The sequence below is a fragment of the Flavobacterium sp. B330r genome (assembly GCF_056824325.1).
Window position 1 is genome coordinate 658,523 of the sequence record NZ_CP124860.1, and the last position, 16,901, is coordinate 675,423.

The window sequence follows — 16,901 nt, forward strand, 5'->3', positions numbered from 1 at the left end:
TTTTCTTGGATATGAAATTACATCATTTGCGAAATGCCTCTTTGGTAATTGAAACAGAAAAGCATGTCATTTTAGTTGACCCAATGTTAGGTAAAAGAAAAACAATTCCGCCTTTTACTATTTTCAGATACAAACCAAAACGAAATCCTTTGGTGGCTTTGCCAAAAAACAGTCGTGACATTTTAAGTCGAGTGACGCATTGTTTGATCACACATTTGCATCCTGATCATATAGACAAAGCTGGTGAAGTTTTTTTAAGAAGAAAAAGCATTCCTGTAATTTGCAGTTCTAAAGATGAAAAAGCTCTTGTGCAAAGAGGTCTTAGTGTAATTCAGACTCTTGAATATTGGGAACCGCAAAAATTTCTGGATGGAAAAATTACCGGGATTCCAGCCATTCACGGTTATGGTTTCATTGCCAAATTAATGGGAAATGTAATGGGTTTTCTTATTGAACTGGCAGATCAAAAATCGATTTACATCAGTTCCGACACTGTTTTTACAGAACATGTAAATAAAGTTTTAACGCAATTAAAACCAGACATTTCGATTATAGCATGCGGAACCGCAAGATTAGATATCGGCCAACCTTTGCTAATGCGAATGGACGACATTTTAAAGTTCGTAACACTAGCACCAGGAAAAGTCCTTGCCAATCATTTAGAAGCTTTAAATCATTGCCCAACCACCCGATTACAATTAAGAACTGCTCTTTCAGATCATGGTCTTTTAAGCAAAACTTCTATTCCGAATGACGGAGAATGTATAGAATACTAATCCTAAACTATTTTTTTGAAAACAAGAATCATTTAGATGATGTTTTATTTCCAGTTCTTCTAGAAATATTATATTTGGCTCGCTAACCAAATCAAAATAAATGGAGGATTTTTTAAGGAAGATAAATTTAGTTCAAGACATTTCTATACAATTACCCATTTCAAAAATAGATTTCATTCAAAAATTCAGAACTAACGTTGATGAATCTGATTTAAGTTTTGTTCCATTTGAAGTGTTTGAATCAAGCAAAAATGAATATAAAGGCAACATCCTTAATAATAGTTTCGAATTTAAAAAAAGGAGGAAATTCTTTAACAATAATTATTCGTTTGCAAAAGTAACCGGCACATTCAAAGAAGATCATAACCTATTAATTGTAAATGCCGAAATTAATGGCTTTAAGAAGAGAATGCTTTTATTTTTAGGAATAATGATTCTGTTTTATTTGATCTCGATTTTCAGTTCTATTTTCCTACCTGGTGAAAATCCCCCTTTCATTTTTTTTCCCTTTCATTTTTTTCCCTTTCTTTTTTTTTCCCTTTCTTTTATTCCATATGTCTTTAATGATCGGAATTCCTTATTTCGTAATCAGGCGAAGTGTTAAAAGAATGGTTTACGATGTAGAAAGAGACTTACATTACTGGGTAACAAAAAATTAATTATCCTACTTGTTTAAAGTACCAATAACCCAAATTCACGCAAAGTGTTTATCGGTTTAGAATACCAGAACAATTCGAAATCTTCCAATTCGGATTCAAAATCATTTTTGACCTCCTGAAAAGTATAATTTTTAGAACCTGAAACTGCTATTTTGGATAAAATTGAAGTCAGCCACTCGCCTTCTTCTTTTCCGGTTTGAATATTGAAACTTTCTTTTTTATCATGAAAAGTTAGCGACATCATTTCCCAACTTCTTCCCTTTTTTGATTTTGCGAAGATTTCTGCAGCAGGTTTTCCTCCAAGCCAAACCACTTTTGCATTTGGTTTAGTATTGAAATCATTTTGTTCTTCTAATGCATTAAAAATAAAGTCAGGGTGAATTTTGGTTTTAGGAATTTTAAAATCGAACCAATCCTGAAGTTCATAATCGAAACAGATTCCGTGCATAAAATTAAAAAGCGATTTCTTTAATCCGAAACTAAATTTGTCGTGATTAATTCCTGTTGCATCAGTATACTCAATGTCGTTATTTGCAAAAGTTCCTATTGTTTCCGTTTTCTTGGTTACGCCAAATTGTTCTGGATATAAGCCAACCGGACTATGAGCCGTCAATGCAAATTGATGCCAGAATCCAGATTGTAAAACGCCCGCTTCAAACAATTGGCGAACCATTTCTAGACTATCGACCGTTTCTTGAATGGTTTGGGTAGGATATCCGTACATTAAATACGCATGAACCATAATTCCTGCTTCGGTAAAATTACGTGTTACTTTTGCGACTTGCTCAACAGTTACTCCTTTGTCTATCAGTTTCAATAATCGATCTGAAGCAACTTCTAAACCTCCTGAAACAGCAATGCAGCCTGAAGCCTTCAGTAACAAACATAAATCTTTTGAAAAACTTTTCTCAAAACGAATATTGGTCCACCAAGTTACGGCTAGTTTTCTTTTTAGAATTTCAAGCGCCAACGCACGCATTAAAGCTGGCGGTGCGGCTTCATCAACAAAATGAAATCCGTTTTGACCTGTTTTTTCGATCAATTCTTCTATTCGATCACAAAGCATACTTGCCGCAACGGGTTCATATACTTTGATGTAATCTAAAGAAATATCGCAGAAAGTACATTTTCCCCAATAACAGCCGTGTGCCATGGTGAGTTTGTTCCATCTTCCGTCGCTCCACATTCGGTGCATCGGATTAACAATTTCGATCACCGAAATATATTTATCCAAAGGCAGATCTGAATAATCTGGTGTTCCAACTTGAGATTGCTTGTAGTCGTGTTTTAAAGAATTGTTTTTATAGACTACTTCTCCGTTTTCTAATAAAAATGTTCTTTTGAAAGAATTCGAATCTGGGTTTTCTAAATGAAAAATTAATTCTTCAATTGGGACTTCTCCATCATCTAAAGTGATAAAATCGAAAAACTCAAAAACACGTTTATCAGAAAGGGAACGCAATTCGGTATTAGGAAAACCTCCACCCATTGAAATTTTAATTTCAGGATGATTTTCTTTTACCCATTGCGCACATCTAAATGCGCTATATAAATTCCCTGGAAAAGGAACAGAAATTAGAAATAAAGTTGGTCTTACCGCTTCGATTTTAGCTTTTAAAAGTGAAATTAAAATCGAATCGATATAAGTCGGTTCTTGCTGTAAGGCTTCATACAATTCATCAAAAGAATTGGCGCTTCGTCCTAAACGTTCGGCATAGCGGCTGAAACCAAAATTCTCATCAACACATTCTACAATAAAATCTGAAATATCTTCGAGATATAAAGTTGCCAAGTGTTTTGCTTTGTCTTGCGTTCCCATTGTTCCAAAAGCCCAATCGAGTTCTTCTAGTTGCGCAAAACGAGAAGCTTCTGGCAGAAAATCTTCCTGACAAATCTGTAGAGCCAAAGTTGGATTTTTTCCTTGCAAAAACTGAATTACAGAATCGATCGTTTTAATATATTCGTCTTGAAGAGCAAAAATTCGCTTAGAATTATCAGAGACTTCAGAGCCAACTTCAAACTTCAGGCTTGAAACTTCAAACAAATCAATAAGTCCTTTCTTCGAAAACAATTCTAAAATCACATCAATACCCAAATCAGCCTGAACTGATTCTATATTTTTAGTATTCAGAAAACCTTTTATATACGCCGTTGCCGGATACGGGGTATTCAGTTGTGTAAATGGCGGCGTAATTACAAAAAGTTTTGTTTTCAAAAGAGTATTATTTTTTTGCAAAAATACGGGATATTTTGAGACTTTTTAGCGTTTCAATTTTTGATTTGAATTTGTAAACATTTAATTACATTTGTCGCAATCCAAATTACTCTAATGAAACATAGATTACTTTTACTTTTTTTCTTATTAACGCTACAATTGTTTTCACAAAACAAAAATCAATCAATTGGTTTTAAAGAAAATAAAGGTCAAATTATCGATCAGAATGGCAAACCTAATACCGACGTTAAGTATTTACTGAATTCGGGAGGTTTAAATGTTCAGTTAAAGAAAAATGGATTTTCTTATGATATCTATGAAGTAAAAAAGACGCCAATTGTTCGTTCGGCAACACCAAAACTATTTCCAGAAAAAGATAACAAAGAAAAAGACGATTTCAATCTAGAATATATTTTTCATAGGGTAGACATTGATTTTGTCAATTCAAATTCTAAAGTTGAATTAATTACGGAACAAAAATCAGCTGATTTTGATAATTATTATAACGTTCCAAATCAACCAGAAGGCGTTCTGGGAGTTCATCAGTATAAACAAATTACCTACAAAAATATATATCCTAATATTGATGCTGTTTTTACAATTCCCGAAGATCCCAAAAAAGCTGTTGAATATAATTTTGTTATTCATCCAAAGGGAAAAATCTCTGATATTCAATTAAAATTTAACGGTGCCAAAACCGATTTGGTAGATAATAAAATCCAAATGAATGTTCGTTTTGGAAAAATGGAAGAAACAATTCCTGCTAGCTGGATTGAAGAAAAAGGACGTAAAAAAGAAATAATTATTGGATATCAAAAGCTAAAAAAAGATGTTTATGGATTTCGTTCTGCAAACTTCTTAGCGGGTAAAACAGTTGTTATTGATCCTACTCCGGTAAGATTGTGGGGAACTTATTATGGTGAAGGCGAATCAAATTACTTTGGAGATATAGACACTGATAGTTTTGGCAATATCTATTTTACGGGCTACACGAGCAGTACATCAGGAATTTATGCTACATCTGGAGCCCATCAGACCACTGCTTTCGATTCTAGAAATATGCAATCTGACGCAATAATTGTAAAATTTGATCCTTCAGGAAAAAGAGTTTGGGGTACTTTTTATGGTGGAGAAAGTTGGGATCGAGCATTTGGCCTAAAGATTGACAAGCAAAATAATGTTGTAATTACTGGAAGTACAGATAGCAAAAGAAACATATCTACAACTGGAGCTTATATTCAAACTACAACAAGTAACACCACTTATGCATTTCTTGCAAAATTTAACTCCTCTGGAACGAGATTGTGGGCAACATACATGGGTAATTCTGGTACAGATTCTGCCGAAGATGTAGATATTGATAGTAATGATAATATCTATATTGTAGGAAGCACAAACAGTTACATTGGATTTTCTACAAACAATAATTTTCAGACTTTATTAAATCACTCTGGTATGCCTGGAAATAGTTCGTTCGATGGTTTTTTGACTAAGTTTAACCCTAGTGGCGATCTTGTGTGGAGTACCTATGTAGGCGGGGAAAGCAATGATTATTTACATACTATAAAAGTCGCATCTGACTATCTTATTTTAGGAGGAAAAACTTTTAGTTTAAATTATATTTCTACTCCTGGAACATTTCAAGAGACCAATTATAAAAATGGCGTTAATGGTACGGTTTATAAATTCAGTTTAGATGGAAATAGAATTTGGAGCACTTATTATGGTTCTGGCAATAGAATAAAAGCTGTTGTAAATGATGACGAAAACAATGTTTACATTGGAGGAGATTTATTCGGAAGTGACAATGATGATAATATTACCTCGCCAGGAAGTTTTGATGATTACAACAGTTGGACTCAAACTGGTTTTTTAGCAAAATTAAATAAAGACGGCCAGCGAATTTGGGGAACCTATCTAGGAACATCATCGGCTGTATATTCATTAATTTTTAAAAACAATCACATTTACATTGGTGGCGAAGGTGGCGATCAATCGATAACTACTCCATGCGCCTATAAAAGAAAAGGATTTGCAGAGGGTTATATCGGAAAATTTACTAAATCTGGAAGCTTAGTTTTTGGAACTTATGTAAATGGATTCGATCAGTATTCTGAAAACAAAATTTGTTTTGAAAATAATAATATTGTTATTGGAGGAACTACAGCCCAAGATGCTGTCTTTGCAGATACACCTGTTGAAAATAACAAAATAACAGATTCGAATTCTTATCAGCAAAATCTTAACGGAAGAAAGAATTTTTATCTAATCAATTTTTCAGAAGAAAAAAGCTGTAACATTGATGTGCATCCGTCAACAAATTCACCTGTATGTCTTGGTGAAACATTAGCTTTTAAAGCTGATTCTAATTCTGGATATAATTATTTATGGACTGGTCCAAATGGTTTTACAAGTACTCTGTCTAATCCAACCATTACAAATCCATCAAGTGTAAATAATGGACAATACCATTTAGTGGTAAGCGATGATTGCAACTGTGAAAAAACATACACTTTTGATGTTGTAATTGGAGATATACAAGTTCCAGTTGCAAACATTCCGGATCTTCCAACTATATCGGGAGATTGTCATACTGAAGTGAAAATATTTCCCAAAGCAACAGATAAATGTGCTGGAACAATTACTGCCACAACCGCGGATCCTTTATCATATTCTGTTCCCGGAACTTATACTATAAAATGGGATTATGATGATGGAAACGGAAATGTATCATCTCAAAATCAAACCGTTATTATTACGAATCAACTTCCTGAAGTAAATTCTTCACATACATTTTGCGTACAGCAAAACGCAACTTTAAATGATATTCCAATTATTGGGCAAAATATAAAATGGTTTGATACTTTTTTTTCAGCATCTATTTTGCCAGAAACAACTTTATTGGAAAGTCGTATTTATTATGTTTCGCAAGCACAAAACGATTGCGAAAGTGAAAGATTACCAATTACAGTAAAAATACAAGACACACCGAGTCCGATTGCAAATTCTCCACAGGAATTCTGTATTCAAGAAAATGCAAAAATTAGTGATATCATACTTGATGGTCAAAACGTCAAATGGTACGAAAGTTATTCTTCCATAAGTTATTTAGCAGAATCAACTGCACTTGAAAACGGAATTACCTATTATGCTTCTCAAACCATAAGTGGTTGTGAAAGTGATAGAATTCCTGTAGTAATAAACATTCTAGAAGCAAAAAGTAGAGATTGCATCAATTTGACTGAGGAGCTTCCTTTCCCAAAATTCTTTACTCCAAATGGAGATGGTTACAATGATACATGGACAATCGACCCAGCTTATTTAGCTCCTAATTCGTCTATTAGAATATTTGATCGCTACGGAAGATTAGTTAAAGAATTGGCATTAAACACTTCTTGGAACGGAACTTATCTTGGAAATCAATTGCCTGCATCAGACTATTGGTTTACGGTTACGAGAATGAATGGAGCAGAATATAGAGGCCATTTTTCTTTAAAACGTTAAAAAAAATCGCAAAGATTTATACTGAAAAGAACCTCTTTGAACTGTATACATCTTTGCGATTACATGGTTTTATTTCGTTTGCACTAAAACCCAACTCGAAATTTCTTCCAAAGCTATTGGCGAAAAGGTTTGTTCAATAGTGGCATATTCAGTTGGAGAACCTGTCTTACATTCTTGAAATAAGTGATTTAAATCTGGTAATTCTTTAATGGTTACTTTCTTATTTCCTGCTTCTGTCAAGGCTTTTTTAATGTTTTCAAGATTAACTTGAGCTGGAACCTGCAAATCTTTACTTCCGTTAAGTGCCAAAACTGGACATTTTACTTTTTCTAAAAAAGGCTTTGGATCAAGTTTTAAAAGAGTATAATACCACGGACTTGTAATTTGATCTGTAGTGGTTTTAGCCATATCATCATTCCCTAATTTTGATTTAAAATACGAATTGACTTTGGCTTTCAAATCATCATCATTAACAGTGCTTTGAATAATAAAATCATAATCACCTTTAAAATTTTCTTTACTCTGCTCTACCACCGCATCTGGAACTCCCATTTGTTTTTCTAATAACTCTCTTTGCAGTAGTAGCAATTTATCGCCTCGAATTCCTGGTCCAGCAAGTAGAACTATAAATTTAACATCTTTAGAATTTCCAGCTATCATTGGAGCAATTATGCCGCCTTCGCTATGTCCGATCAAACCAATCTTATTTTTATCGATTTCTTTTCTCGTTTTCAAATAGTCTACTCCAGCTTGTACATCTTTTGCAAAATCCATAGTAGTTGCTTTTTTAAAATCGCCTGTAGATTGACCAAAACCACGATCATCAAAACGTAAAACAGCGATTCCTTTTTTGGTAAGATAATCTGCTAAAACTAAAAATGGTTTGTGCCCTAGCATTTCTTCATCCCGATTTTGCGCTCCACTTCCAGAAATCAAAATAACTACAGGAAAATTACCTTCTTTTTTAGGCAGAGACAACGTTCCTGCCAGAGTCACTTTATCTGTTTTATTTTCAAATTTTACATCCTCTGTATAATAAGAAAATGGCTGTTTAGGTTCCTGAGGTTTTGCAACTTCCACATTTCCTTTAGATAAATTAAGATCTAATGTATGTCCGTTTTGAATCAATTTCCCAACAAAAATATTATCAGCACCTAACCTTCCTTCGTATAAACCACCGATAGTTGCAATATCTAATTTCAATACCGAATTTTCAAAAGTAGTAGATGTAACAGGAATTCCTTTTGCATTTTGATCTGGACTATCCACCGTAGAACTATACCCCTTTTCTGTTTTAGTAATATTAAATAGAACTCTTAGCTCATTATTTTGAATTTTTAAAATACCATTCCATTGTCCTGAAATATCTTGTCCAAACGATTTTGAAGAACTAAAAATTATCAATATAAAAAGTATTATTTTTTTCATTTCGATGCTTAATTACTTAAAGATTATTTTCTTTTTTTTCTAAACTTTTAAACTTAAAATAAGAATAAATAATAGGAACAAAAGCAATGGTAACGCCAATACCTACAAAAATTTTAGAAAAATTAAATCCCGAAAACAACAAGCCTCCCAAGATGAAAACAAAGCCAGCCGCAAGCCATAATTTTCCTGCAAAGGAATGAGTAGCTTTCCACACCTGCTGATTTTCTAGTGTCCACGGTGTGCGAATTCCAATAAAATAATTCGGTTGAATAACTTTAAAATAATTTCCGAAAATTATTAGTAAAATTCCAACTGCAACATACATTAAACCCGGACTCGAAAAAGATTGGTTTTTGGTGATGTAAACAATAAATGTAGCCAGCAAAGACATAAATAAAACCAAGAAAAACTTAAGCTGATAAAACTTTCTCCCCATTAATGAAATTCTTTTTTTAGGATCAATTTTAGATGCTGCAGTCATTAAAACATACATTAAAACTGGAAGCATAAAAACTAGAAACAGTAAACTAATCTTATCTCCCCAATTGTCAATTTGCCCTTCGTAATTCCAATGTATAGGAACTCTCTCGGGAAGACTATTCCAAACTGTTGCCAAATAAATAAAAGGAATCGAAACAATTCCAATTATAGGGAGTTCTTTTCTTAATTCTAGATTCATATTATTATTGTTTAAAGGTTAGTATCCATTGTAAAACATCTTCCATTATGGTGGTATTGATGGAGTAAATGACGAATTGTCCGTTTTTTTCAGATGTAATTAAATCCGCCCGTTTTAAAATATCCAAATGATGTGAAATACTCGGTTTAGAAATATTAAAAGCGTCTGCAATCTCTCCTGCAGATAGATCCTTCTCCTTTAAAAGATCTAGAATCTCTCTTCTAGTGGCATCATTTAATGCTTTAAAAATATCATTCATTACATTTATATATTTAGACAAATATCTAAATACTTTTCTAACAAACAAAAAAAAGCAGTAATTTTTTACATTACTGCTTTTAAAATATTTTAAATCTATAACTTAAAATTTATGTTCGTCTTTGCTAATGACCAAAAATGAAACTAAAGATATAAGTGCAGCGGTTACCAAATAGAAACCTACATAACTCACATCATAGGTCTTAGCCAACCAAATTGCTATCATTGGTGCAAAAGCGGCGCCTAAAATTCCCGCCATATTAAAAGTCAAAGAGGCTCCAGAATAACGAACATTTGTTGGGAATAATTCAGACAGAAAAGTTCCTAAAGGTCCGTAAGTAAAACCCATTAATGACATTCCGATGCAGGCAAAAATGCTAACCAAAACGATATTTCCAGAGCTTAAAAAGTAAGAAAAGAAAAATCCGAAAACGGCAATAGCCGCAGTTGCGACGATAAGCATTTTGCGGCGACCAATCTTGTCGGCAACAACAGCAGAAACCGGAATAAAAAGCGCAAAAAACAATACTGAGAATAATTGAATCAATAAACCGTCTCTTTTTACAATTCCTAAATCTGAAGTAGCCCAGCTAAGTGTAAATACGGTCATTAAATAGAAAACCAAAAATGTTGTTATTGCCGCGAATGTTCCAAAAACCAACTGATTTTTATATGATTTTACTAATTCTAGAAAAGGAACTTTTACCTCTTCTTCCTCTTTTTTGGCATTTTCAAACGAAGGCGTTTCTGTAATTTTAGTCCTAATATAAAAACCAACTATCACTAAAAATGCACTGGCAATAAAAGGAATTCTCCAACCATAATTCATAAAATCTTCATTACTCATCGAATCTGTCAACAACAAGAAAGTTCCACCAGAAAGCAATAATCCTATTGGAGCGCCTAATTGCGGAAACATTCCGTACCAAGCACGTTTATTTGGTGGTGCATTTTCTATCGCCAATAAAACAGCGCCTCCCCACTCGCCTCCTAAACCAACACCTTGTCCGAATCGGCAAAGCATTAATAATAACGGAGCGGCTACACCAATACTCGCATAGCTTGGCAAAAATCCTATCGTTACTGTAGAAATTCCCATTGTCAATAAAGCTGCAACAAGAGTAAACTTACGTCCGATCTTATCACCATAATGGCCAAAAAATGCCGAACCTAAAGGGCGCGACAAAAAGGCAATAGAAAAAGTGGCTAAAGATTCCAGAGTCGCCATTGTCGAATCTGAACTAGGAAAAAATAATTGAGGAAAGACCAACACTGCTGCATTGGCATAAATATAAAAATCAAAAAATTCAATTGTGGTACCAATAAGGCTTCCAAAAAGAACATGTTTTAGAGAGTTCTTTTTATTCTCGTTAGTTTTCATGTAAAATAGATATAACTTTTTTTTTGATTACAAAAATATAGTTTCATTATTAATAATTCATGTTTCAAAGAATTAGTTTTAAAACATCATACGTTTTTTAACAAATATGATGTTTTTTCCATTTTAAAAACACGAATTTTATTTCAATTTAAAAACTTGATTTAAGGTACTTTAAAACAAAAATTAAAAATCAAATCTTAAGCATTCGTTAAAAGCGTTTTTACCTGTATATTTTCATTAAATTTACAGCTGTCAAAAATAAATTTAAAATTATGCCAACCGACTGTATCAGCTTTCAATCTTCTGGATATTTCTCTAAATTAATGCAAGATTACTTAGATCAGAAACCAGAGTTAAAACCGCTGTACAACCATTTTCCAAGCCTAGAAAATTTTGAAAAACAAATAGCTGAAAAATCAGCCAATTTTGATCATAACAATAGAAACGCATTGGTTGAAACGCTGGAAAAACAATATCAAAATATTGAACTTTCGGAGTCAACTCAACATAATATTGCGCTTTTAAAACTCGAAAACACATTTACCATTACAACTGGACATCAGCTAAATCTATTTAGCGGACCATTGTATTTTTTATATAAAATTATTTCTACGATTAATTTAACTAAAGAATTAAAATCGAAATATCCTTCGTACAATTTTGTTCCCGTTTATTGGATGGCGACCGAAGATCACGATTTTGAAGAAATCAATTATTTTAATTTTAAAGGGAAAAAAATCCGTTGGAATGCAGAAAGCACTGGTCCAGTTGGAAGACTTTCAACTGAAGGCTTAGAGAATTTATTTGAAATTTACTCTCAAGAATTAGGTTCAAGCACCAATGCAAATGCACTTAAGAAGCTTTTTGAAAATGCGTATTTAAAACACGAAAATCTAGCCGATGCAACTCGCTTTTTGGCCAATGCGCTTTTTTCAAGCTATGGCTTAGTAATTATAGATGCAGACGATACCAATTTAAAACGTGCTTTTATTCCGTTTGTAAAAGAAGAATTAGAACATCAGACTTCATTTAAAGCCGTTCAAAAATCAATTGAAGCACTTTCTGACTATACTGTTCAAGTAAATCCTCGTGAAATAAATTTATTTTACATTGAAGATAAACTGCGCGAAAGAATCATTTTTGAAAATGATAAATACCTAGTTAACAACACTAGAATTTCATTTTCTAAAGAAGAAATTCTAAAACTATTAGAAAGCAATCCTGAAAAATTCAGTCCCAATGTAATTATGCGTCCGCTATATCAGGAAATTATTCTTCCTAATCTTTGCTACATTGGCGGAGGCGGGGAAATTGCTTATTGGTTAGAATTAAAAGCTTTCTTTGAGGCAGTAAACATTACCTTCCCAATATTATTAGTTCGAAATTCAGTTCTTTTAGCAACCGAAAAACAAGTTAAAAAAGCCGATAATTTAAATTTAACTTGGAAAGATTTATTCAATAAATCAGAGAATTTAGTCAATCAGATTACGCATAAACTATCTCCGTTTCCAATTGATTTAACTCCTCAAAAAGAAGCGCTTGAAAAACAGTTTGCTTATCTTTTTGAATTGGCCGAAAAGACCGATAAATCTTTTTCTGGAGCAGTTAAAGCTCAAGAAGTAAAACAAAAGAAAGGTTTAGAAAATCTAGAAAAACGTTTGTTAAAAGCACAAAAAAGAAAACTAGCCGATCAATTGGAGCGTGTTACCGATTTGCAGTGCGAATTATTTCCAAATAACAGCCTTCAAGAGCGCCAAGCCAATTTTTCTGAATTTTATTTAGAAAAAGGAGAGCAATTGATTCCGCTTTTAATTCAGAAATTAAAACCTTTAGAACATAATTTTGACATCATAATAATCTAAAATAATTATCTTTAGAAATTAAAAAGTACAGATTTAGAAACAAATAACCAGCACATTTTCTAAATCTTTACTCTCTCAAACCAAATAGAATTATATTTTATAACCTATTAACTAACTAACCTAATGGTAAGAGATCGATTAATTTCGCTTGATGTCTTTCGCGGACTGACAATTCTATTGATGACTATTGTAAACAATCCAGGAGATTGGGGAAATGTTTATCCTCCGCTTTTACACGCGCACTGGAATGGCTGTACACCAACCGACCTTGTATTTCCGTTTTTTATTTTTATAATGGGAGTTGCTGTACCGCTTGCAATGCCAGAGAAAAAGTATGACGAAACAACGTTTAACAAAATCCTGATTCGTTCTTTAAGAATGTTCTGTTTGGGGATTTTCTTTAATTTCTTCGGAAAAATTCAGCTTTTTGGATTAGACGGAATTCCGCTTCTAATTGGAAGATTGGTCATTACTTTTGCAGTTGGTTATGCTTTGATGGGAAGTTTTAGCACGCGACTAAAAAACATTTTTGCATTTGGCATATTGGCTATTTATCTCATTTTAGCCTACGGCGGATTTGAAAATTATCAAGATGTTCGACTTCCTGGAGTTTTACAGCGTATTGCAGTAGTCTATTTTGTCGTTTCGCTTTTATATTTAAAGACATCTCGAAAAACTCAAATTATTACGGGAGCAATTTTACTTCTAGGGTATTGGGCGGTTATGACTTTAATTCCTGTTCCTGGTTTTGGAGAAGCAAATTTAGAGAGAGGCACTAATTTAGCCGCTTGGGTTGATAGCATTTTCTTGAAAGGACATATGTACCATGAAACCAATACTTGGGATCCAGAAGGAATCTTAAGTACTTTGCCATCAATTGTAAACGGCATTATTGGTTTATTCATCGGACAAATTCTATTGCTTAATGTAACTAAAATCCAAAAAGCCCAAAGAATGGGAACGATCGGCACTGCGTTAGTTTTTTTCGGTTTAATCTGGGATTTAGTTTTTCCAATAAACAAATCAATCTGGACAAGCAGTTACGTTTTATATACAACAGGATTGGCAACAATTTGTCTTACAGCATTATATTATATAATTGACATAAGAGAATTCAAAAAAGGCTTTAAACTATTTGTTATTTGGGGAGTAAATCCAATGATTGTTTTCTTTGCTTCACAAATTATTCCTCAAGCTTTGGTACTCATTCGTTTTCAGCATCCATCACTTTCTGGCGAACAAATTAACCTTTTAGACTATCTATACCGTTTCGGAATTGCACCATTTTTTAGCAATCCAATGACTGCTTCTTTGGCAGGCGCATTAACATACGTTGCAATCTGGACATTTATTTTGTGGGTATTCTACAGAAACAAATTAATCTTTAAAGTCTAATTTTTACACGATATATAGAGAGAAACATAATTGTAGAGACGCACAGCAGTGCGTCTTTTTTCATTAAACATTTACTTTTTGTTAGATGTACTGCAGTGCATCTCTACATAATGACTCAAAAAAAAGCCTATTCTTGGTTAAAACATTATTCTACTATGTTTTAATTACGAATTAATTAAAATCAATTCATAAAAAAAGTATACTTTTGCACAAAATTTAATAAAATATAAAATGGCAACAAATAGAACTTTTACAATGATTAAACCAGATGCTGTTGCAAACGGACACATCGGGAATATCTTAGCAATGATTACTAATGGTGGTTTCAAAATCGTTTCATTAAAATTAACTCAATTAACTGTAGCAGATGCAAAAGCATTTTACGCAGTTCACGCAGAAAGACCTTTCTACGGAGAATTAGTTGAATTCATGTCTCGCGGACCAATTGTTGCTGCTATTTTAGAGAAAGATAACGCAGTAGAAGATTTCAGAACTTTAATTGGAGCTACAAATCCAGCTGAAGCTGCTGAAGGAACTATTCGTAAAGCATACGCTACTTCAATTGGAGAAAATGCAGTTCACGGATCTGACAGCGACGAAAACGCTGCTATCGAAAGCGCATTCCACTTTGCAGGAAGAGAGCAATTCTAATAAGAATTACAAATCAAACAAAAAAACCCGCTTCAAATTGAAGCGGGTTTTTTATTTTTATTACGAACTGATTATAGAGTATTAGCAGTCTTTTTTACCATTTTCTCAATTCTTCCATCTAAATCTTTCAAAAGCTCATCTAATGCACTCTCACACATTGGCAATACTTTATCAAAAGATAAAACAGGAATACCTCCTACAATTGTTCCAGTTTTCTTAGATGTTGCTCCTTCATTGAAAGCAAACAATTTTTTTCCATTTTTGTCATACAAAGCAATTCTTGCATAAGCTTTCATTTTAATAGTTCCTGTTCCACCAACAGCGAATCCTTTTACTACAGCAAAATGAATTTCAGTAAACAAAACACCATCAGCATTATCTTTAAACATAGTTGCTGTAGCCACTTCGTTTGCAGAACCATTTATTCCTTCATAAATATATTTGTATCCAGGATAGTTGATAATATATTTTCCAGCATCTCCTTCTTTATCAAAATGAGGAACGTAATCAATATATTCTTGTTTTTGAGTTACTTCCGTTTCAGGAATTAAATCAAAAGGAAATTTTTTCGAATAATCATTAAAAAATGCATTATGATATTTCTCCAAAATTGGCAATAAGTTAAAATTCGGATTACTTCCTAAATCTGTCACTGCAGCCAAACCATTTAAACCAAGCTCAGAAAGATCTATTGTTTTATCTGTATAAAAAGAGACAACAGCAACTTTTTTCTTTTGTGCAGAGCTAGTTAAAGCAAATAATACGGTTAAAATAAGTAAAATTTTTTTCATTGTTTTTTTTAATTGTTTTTGGGTTACTAAAAGATGCTACTTACAAAAAATAACGCTCAAATGTATCGCAAAAAAAAACACTTCACAATAGAAGTGTTACTTATTTTTAAAGTTAATCTTATTAAAAAAAATCAAATGAAATCAGCGTAAAACAACATCTTTTACTACCTCGCGTCCCAATTCTTCGTTAATCATTTTAACAATTTTATATTTTCCATGAGTTAATTCTTCGCGCAGAACAGACGAACCTAATTCTACATAAAGTGTACTGCCTTTCAGTACAACATTTCGAGTATAAGTATTGACCCCGCTCCCCATAAGATTTTTCCAAGCGTCACGAACATCAATTTGATCCATACCTGGCTGCAATTTATTCACTTGAATAATCTGCTGTAATACAGCACTAATCGTGCTTTCGTTATTTAGTCTTTTCGCCATCGTTCAAAAGGTTTACTGGTCCAGCTTTTTTATAATGATATTCAATTTTTTGTGGATTTTTAACCACCAATTTGTCATCAGAGAGCGAAATAATTTCCTCGCTCCATTTTGCATAATCCGTTTTATAATCTAAGAAAACTTGTTCTCCAGTAAAACGAACCGAAACATTCTCAAAAGTGTCTGTTGTCAAAAATGTACCATCAAATTGTGGCATCACTTTCGTTCGAACTCCTTTATTGTTTTTAATTTGAAAAAAATCAAAAGTCTCGTTCATTTTATATTCCTTCTCCTCGCCTTTCTCAAAAACCACTTTTTCAATTTCCCAATAACCATTTAATTTAGCGAGGTCTGCAGGTTTTATTTCCTGTTTACAGCTCACAAATAAAAGTGAACAAAACAAAACTATAAAAGTGTTTTTCATAAATAAAAATATTAAAATTTATTCTTTTTTAATCTGAATGAAGTTGAAGAATTAGGAGCTATTTCCTGCTGTCCGCTGTATCTTTTGCGCCGAACCCAGGCACAAAAGGATACCGCTCCCATCATGGCTAGGCTTCCGGTTTCAAAAGAAGATTTTCTCAGACTACAAAGATAACCTTATAATCCTCAAAAGAAATAAAAATCGAAAACACATTCAACTATTTTTCAAAACAGGCATTACCAATAAAAAAGAATCCTTAAATAGAAACGCCTAAACGAATCCTATTTAAAGACTCAATAAATTTTCAATTATATTTATCGATTAGAACGTATTCTTTTAAGAACACCTAAAAAGAATAAAACTATCCCTAGAACCAATAAAACATAATATACCGAAAGATTTTTATCCTTTAAAACATTTGCCAGAACAAAAGATATTACACT

Annotated in this window: 14 protein-coding genes; 6 read left to right on the forward strand and 8 right to left on the reverse strand. The window is 32.9% G+C overall.

The features are described from left to right. Positions 1 to 11: 11 nt before the first annotated feature. Positions 12 to 776, forward strand: coding sequence for an MBL fold metallo-hydrolase (locus tag QLQ95_RS02875; RefSeq protein WP_095931046.1), 765 nt, complete (start codon positions 12 to 14; stop codon positions 774 to 776). Positions 777 to 876: 100 nt separating this feature from the next. After that, positions 877 to 1,380 carry a hypothetical protein gene (locus tag QLQ95_RS02880; RefSeq protein ID WP_482502546.1) on the forward strand — a complete coding sequence of 168 codons (504 nt, stop codon included), beginning with the start codon at positions 877 to 879 and terminating at the stop codon, positions 1,378 to 1,380. 68 nt (positions 1,381 to 1,448) lie between these two features. On the opposite strand, the gene QLQ95_RS02885 is transcribed toward QLQ95_RS02880, so the two are convergent. Further along, complete coding sequence (locus QLQ95_RS02885; protein WP_482502548.1) at positions 1,449 to 3,650, reverse strand: B12-binding domain-containing radical SAM protein; 2,202 nt, start codon at positions 3,648 to 3,650, stop codon at positions 1,449 to 1,451. Positions 3,651 to 3,764: 114 nt separating this feature from the next. Here QLQ95_RS02885 and QLQ95_RS02890 point away from each other — a divergent pair, with 114 nt between their 5' ends. Continuing rightward, entirely contained in the window at positions 3,765 to 7,154 is a 3,390-nt protein-coding gene (locus QLQ95_RS02890; protein ID WP_482502550.1) for a DUF7948 domain-containing protein, read from the forward strand. A 69-nt stretch (positions 7,155 to 7,223) separates the two neighbouring features. Here the strand turns inward: QLQ95_RS02890 and QLQ95_RS02895 are convergent, their stop codons facing one another. From QLQ95_RS02895 to QLQ95_RS02910, 4 genes are all read right to left on the reverse strand, one after another. Beyond that, the gene (locus tag QLQ95_RS02895; protein ID WP_482502551.1) at positions 7,224 to 8,582 is read right to left on the reverse strand and encodes an alpha/beta hydrolase family protein; all 1,359 of its coding nucleotides are present in this window, start codon (positions 8,580 to 8,582) and stop codon (positions 7,224 to 7,226) included. 16 nt (positions 8,583 to 8,598) lie between these two features. Further along, a complete protein-coding gene (locus tag QLQ95_RS02900; protein WP_482502553.1) occupies positions 8,599 to 9,261 on the reverse strand; it encodes an SdpI family protein in 663 nt (220 codons plus the stop codon). Positions 9,262 to 9,265: 4 nt separating this feature from the next. Beyond that, positions 9,266 to 9,520 (reverse strand): autorepressor SdpR family transcription factor, encoded by a 255-nt coding sequence (locus QLQ95_RS02905; RefSeq protein WP_482502555.1) that lies wholly within the window; start codon positions 9,518 to 9,520, stop codon positions 9,266 to 9,268. 102 nt (positions 9,521 to 9,622) lie between these two features. After that, positions 9,623 to 10,900: an MFS transporter gene (locus QLQ95_RS02910; RefSeq protein ID WP_482502557.1), complete on the reverse strand. Its 1,278-nt coding sequence runs from the start codon at positions 10,898 to 10,900 to the stop codon at positions 9,623 to 9,625. A 272-nt stretch (positions 10,901 to 11,172) separates the two neighbouring features. Here QLQ95_RS02910 and bshC point away from each other — a divergent pair, with 272 nt between their 5' ends. The 3 genes from bshC to QLQ95_RS02925 all read left to right on the forward strand — a co-directional run bounded on the left by bshC (position 11,173) and on the right by QLQ95_RS02925 (position 14,808). Next, positions 11,173 to 12,762, forward strand: a complete 1,590-nt coding sequence (gene bshC, locus QLQ95_RS02915) for a bacillithiol biosynthesis cysteine-adding enzyme BshC (RefSeq protein ID WP_482502559.1) — start codon at positions 11,173 to 11,175, stop codon at positions 12,760 to 12,762. A gap of 123 nt (positions 12,763 to 12,885) precedes the next feature. Then, a complete protein-coding gene (locus QLQ95_RS02920; RefSeq protein WP_320492325.1) occupies positions 12,886 to 14,157 on the forward strand; it encodes an acyltransferase family protein in 1,272 nt (423 codons plus the stop codon). A 231-nt stretch (positions 14,158 to 14,388) separates the two neighbouring features. Next, positions 14,389 to 14,808 carry a nucleoside-diphosphate kinase gene (locus QLQ95_RS02925; protein ID WP_012026941.1) on the forward strand — a complete coding sequence of 140 codons (420 nt, stop codon included), beginning with the start codon at positions 14,389 to 14,391 and terminating at the stop codon, positions 14,806 to 14,808. A 71-nt stretch (positions 14,809 to 14,879) separates the two neighbouring features. On the opposite strand, the gene QLQ95_RS02930 is transcribed toward QLQ95_RS02925, so the two are convergent. From QLQ95_RS02930 to QLQ95_RS02940, 3 genes are all read right to left on the reverse strand, one after another. Continuing rightward, positions 14,880 to 15,599, reverse strand: a complete 720-nt coding sequence (locus tag QLQ95_RS02930; RefSeq protein WP_095931055.1) for a hypothetical protein — start codon at positions 15,597 to 15,599, stop codon at positions 14,880 to 14,882. Positions 15,600 to 15,740: 141 nt separating this feature from the next. Then, entirely contained in the window at positions 15,741 to 16,037 is a 297-nt protein-coding gene (locus tag QLQ95_RS02935) for a DciA family protein (RefSeq protein WP_095931056.1), read from the reverse strand. Continuing rightward, on the reverse strand, positions 16,018 to 16,458 hold the full coding sequence (locus QLQ95_RS02940) for a lipocalin-like domain-containing protein (protein WP_320492327.1): 441 nt from the start codon (positions 16,456 to 16,458) through the stop codon (positions 16,018 to 16,020). The genes QLQ95_RS02935 and QLQ95_RS02940 overlap by 20 nt, the downstream gene beginning before the upstream one ends. Positions 16,459 to 16,901: the final 443 nt, after the last annotated feature.

Bases quoted from the DNA above. Each gene is read 5' to 3' on its own strand.
- QLQ95_RS02920 (WP_320492325.1), top strand. From the start codon at position 12,886: ATGGTAAGAGATCGATTAATTTCGCTTGATGTCTTTCGCGGACTGACA.
- bshC (WP_482502559.1), top strand. From the start codon at position 11,173: ATGCCAACCGACTGTATCAGCTTTCAATCTTCTGGATATTTCTCTAAA.
- QLQ95_RS02880 (WP_482502546.1), top strand. From the start codon at position 877: ATGGAGGATTTTTTAAGGAAGATAAATTTAGTTCAAGACATTTCTATA.
- QLQ95_RS02925 (WP_012026941.1), top strand. From the start codon at position 14,389: ATGGCAACAAATAGAACTTTTACAATGATTAAACCAGATGCTGTTGCA.
- QLQ95_RS02935 (WP_095931056.1), bottom strand. From the start codon at position 16,037: ATGGCGAAAAGACTAAATAACGAAAGCACGATTAGTGCTGTATTACAG.
- QLQ95_RS02930 (WP_095931055.1), bottom strand. From the start codon at position 15,599: ATGAAAAAAATTTTACTTATTTTAACCGTATTATTTGCTTTAACTAGC.
- QLQ95_RS02895 (WP_482502551.1), bottom strand. From the start codon at position 8,582: ATGAAAAAAATAATACTTTTTATATTGATAATTTTTAGTTCTTCAAAA.
- QLQ95_RS02890 (WP_482502550.1), top strand. From the start codon at position 3,765: ATGAAACATAGATTACTTTTACTTTTTTTCTTATTAACGCTACAATTG.
- QLQ95_RS02900 (WP_482502553.1), bottom strand. From the start codon at position 9,261: ATGAATCTAGAATTAAGAAAAGAACTCCCTATAATTGGAATTGTTTCG.
- QLQ95_RS02910 (WP_482502557.1), bottom strand. From the start codon at position 10,900: ATGAAAACTAACGAGAATAAAAAGAACTCTCTAAAACATGTTCTTTTT.
- QLQ95_RS02905 (WP_482502555.1), bottom strand. From the start codon at position 9,520: ATGAATGATATTTTTAAAGCATTAAATGATGCCACTAGAAGAGAGATT.
- QLQ95_RS02940 (WP_320492327.1), bottom strand. From the start codon at position 16,458: ATGAAAAACACTTTTATAGTTTTGTTTTGTTCACTTTTATTTGTGAGC.
- QLQ95_RS02875 (WP_095931046.1), top strand. From the start codon at position 12: ATGAAATTACATCATTTGCGAAATGCCTCTTTGGTAATTGAAACAGAA.